General features: G+C 55.2%; 1 protein-coding gene and 1 pseudogene. Both read left to right on the top strand.

Translation table 11 applies throughout. The features are described from left to right. Positions 1-81: 81 nt before the first annotated feature. A pseudogene (locus ACUU1M_RS19370) lies at positions 82-1,068 on the top strand (MdtA/MuxA family multidrug efflux RND transporter periplasmic adaptor subunit); the annotation flags it as partial. Continuing rightward, positions 1,068-3,550: multidrug efflux RND transporter permease subunit MdtB (gene mdtB / locus ACUU1M_RS19365; RefSeq protein ID WP_449144750.1), on the top strand; the 2,483-nt coding region annotated here is incomplete at its 3' end. The pseudogene ACUU1M_RS19370 and the gene mdtB, both read left to right, overlap by 1 nt.

Raw genomic sequence — 3,550 nt, 5'->3', positions numbered from 1 at the left:
GCGTTCTGTTCGCCATGATGCGCGACGGGACTTTTTATACCCCGCAGGGGTCATAACATGCTTGACAACTTAATAGGGGCACGTTACCTCACCGGGCTTGGCACCATTACCGCCGCTAATACTGTTACGGTGCGCAGCCGCGTGGACGGTCAACTGATGGCGTTACATTTCCAGGAAGGCCAGCAGGTCAAAGTTGCATTAGCACAAACCCAGGGCCAACTGGCAAAAGATAAAGCCACGCTTGCTAACGCCCGCCGTGATCTGGCGCGTTATCAGCAACTGGCAAAAACCAATCTCGTCTCCCGTCAGGAGCTGGATGCCCAACAGGCGCTGGTCAGTGAAACCGAAGGCACCATTAAGGCTGATGAAGCAAGCGTCGCCAGCGCGCAGTTGCAACTCGACTGGAGCCGCATCACCGCACCAGTCGATGGTCGCGTTGGTCTCAAGCAAGTTGATGTTGGTAACCAAATCTCCAGTGGTGATACCACCGGAATTGTGGTGATCACCCAGACGCATCCTATCGATTTAGTCTTTACCCTGCCGGAAAGCGATATCGCTACTGTAGTGCAGGCGCAAAAAGCCGGAAAACCGCTGATGGTAGAAGCCTGGGATCGCACCAATTCGAAGAAATTAAGTGAAGGCACGCTGTTAAGCCTCGATAACCAAATCGATGCCACAACCGGTACGATTAAAGTGAAAGCACGCTTTAATAATCAGGATGATGCGCTGTTTCCCAATCAGTTTGTTAACGCGCGCATGTTAGTCGACACCGAACAAAACGCCGTAGTGATCCCAACAGCCGCCCTGCAAATGGGCAATGAAGGCCATTTTGTCTGGGTGCTGAATAGCGAAAACAAGGTCAGCAAACATCTGGTGACGCCGGGCATTCAGGACAGTCAGAAAGTGGTGATCCGTGCAGGTATTTCTGCGGGCGATCGCGTGGTGACAGACGGCATTGATCGCCTGACCGAAGGGGCGAAAGTGGAAGTGGTGGAAGCCCAGAGCGCCACCACTCCGGAAGAGAAAGCCACCAGCCGCGAATACGCGAAAAAAGGAGCACGCTCCTGATGCAGGTGTTACCCCCGAGCAGCACAGGCGGCCCGTCGCGCCTGTTTATTATGCGTCCTGTCGCCACCACGCTGCTGATGGTGGCGATCTTACTCGCCGGGATTATCGGTTATCGCGCCCTGCCCGTTTCGGCGCTGCCGGAAGTGGACTATCCGACCATTCAGGTGGTCACGCTCTACCCAGGTGCCAGCCCGGATGTCATGACCTCTGCCGTTACCGCGCCGCTCGAACGCCAGTTCGGGCAGATGTCTGGCCTGAAACAGATGTCGTCGCAAAGTTCCGGCGGTGCGTCAGTTATCACTTTGCAGTTCCAGCTAACATTACCGCTCAATGTCGCCGAGCAGGAAGTGCAGGCCGCGATTAACGCTGCGACCAACTTGTTGCCGAGCGATCTGCCTAACCCGCCGGTTTACAGCAAAGTGAACCCGGCAGATCCGCCGATCATGACGCTCGCCGTCACCTCAACCGCCATGCCGATGACGCAAGTGGAAGATATGGTGGAAACCCGCGTCGCGCAGAAAATCTCGCAGATTTCCGGCGGTCAGCGTCCGGCTGTTCGCGTCAAACTTAACGCTCAGGCGATTGCCGCCCTCGGCCTGACCAGCGAAACCGTGCGCACCACCATTACCGGCGCTAACGTTAACTCGGCAAAAGGTAGCCTCGACGGCCCTTCCCGTGCGGTCACGCTTTCCGCGAACGACCAGATGCAATCCGCCGAAGAGTATCGCCAGCTAATCATCGCCTACCAGAACGGCGCGCCAATTCGTCTGGGCGATGTCGCAACTGTAGAGCAAGGTGCAGAAAACAGCTGGCTCGGCGCGTGGGCGAACAAAGAACAGGCCATTGTGATGAATGTTCAGCGCCAGCCCGGTGCTAACATTATCTCCACCGCCGACAGCATTCGGCAGATGCTGCCACAGCTCACTGAGAGTCTGCCGAAATCGGTGAAGGTGACAGTGCTTTCCGATCGCACCACCAATATCCGCGCATCCGTCGATGATACTCAGTTTGAATTGATGATGGCTATCGCGCTGGTAGTCATGATTATCTACCTGTTTTTGCGCAATATTCCGGCGACCATCATTCCCGGTGTTGCTGTACCGCTGTCGTTAATCGGCACTTTCGCGGTTATGGTGTTTCTCGATTTTTCAATCAATAACCTGACACTGATGGCGTTAACTATCGCCACCGGATTCGTGGTCGATGACGCCATCGTGGTGATCGAAAACATTTCCCGCTATATCGAAAAAGGCGAAAAACCGTTGGCGGCGGCGCTCAAGGGCGCAGGTGAAATCGGCTTTACCATTATCTCGCTGACCTTCTCACTGATTGCGGTGTTGATCCCACTGCTGTTTATGGGCGATATCGTCGGGCGACTGTTCCGCGAATTTGCTATTACCCTGGCGGTAGCGATTTTGATCTCAGCGGTGGTGTCGCTGACCCTGACACCGATGATGTGCGCGCGGATGCTCAGCCAGGAGTCGTTGCGTAAACAGAACCGCTTCTCCCGTGCCTCGGAAAAAATGTTCGACAGGATAATCGCCGCCTATGGTCGTGGACTGGCGAAAGTGCTGAATCATCCGTGGCTGACCTTAAGCGTGGCACTCAGCACGCTGCTGCTTAGCGTGCTGCTGTGGGTGTTCATTCCGAAAGGTTTCTTCCCGGTACAGGACAACGGCATTATTCAGGGCACTTTGCAGGCACCGCAATCCAGCTCCTTTGCCAATATGGCCCAGCGACAACGCCAGGTCGCGGACGTGATTTTGCAGGATCCGGCAGTGCAAAGCCTGACCTCATTTGTTGGCGTTGATGGCACTAACCCGTCGCTGAATAGTGCACGTTTACAAATCAACCTCAAACCGTTGGATGAACGTGATGATCGGGTGCAAAAAGTCATCGCCCGTCTGCAAACGGCGGTAGATAAAGTGCCGGGCGTCGATCTCTTCCTGCAACCAACGCAGGACCTGACCATCTATACTCAGGTCAGCCGCACCCAGTACCAGTTTACCTTGCAGGCCACGTCACTGGATGCGCTCAGTACCTGGGTGCCACAGTTGATGGAAAAACTCCAGCAACTGCCACAGCTTTCTGATGTCTCCAGCGACTGGCAGGACAAAGGGCTGGTGGCGTATGTCAATGTTGATCGCGACAGCGCCAGCCGTCTGGGGATCAGCATGGCGGACGTCGATAACGCCCTGTACAACGCGTTTGGTCAGCGACTGATTTCCACTATTTATACTCAGGCTAACCAGTATCGCGTGGTGCTGGAGCACAATACCGAAAATACCCCAGGCCTCGCGGCGCTGGATACCATTCGCCTGACCAGCAGCGACGGTGGCGTGGTGCCGTTAAGCTCAATTGCCAAAATTGAGCAGCGTTTTGCGCCGCTTTCCATCAACCATCTGGATCAGTTCCCGGTAACAACCATCTCCTTTAACGTGCCGGATAACTATTCGCTGGGCGATGCGGTGCAGGCGATTAT

It is taken from the genome of Shigella sp. SIG6 (assembly GCF_053555815.1).
Note: the sequence above shows the minus strand (reverse complement) of the source record. Positions and strands in the feature narration are given on the sequence as shown.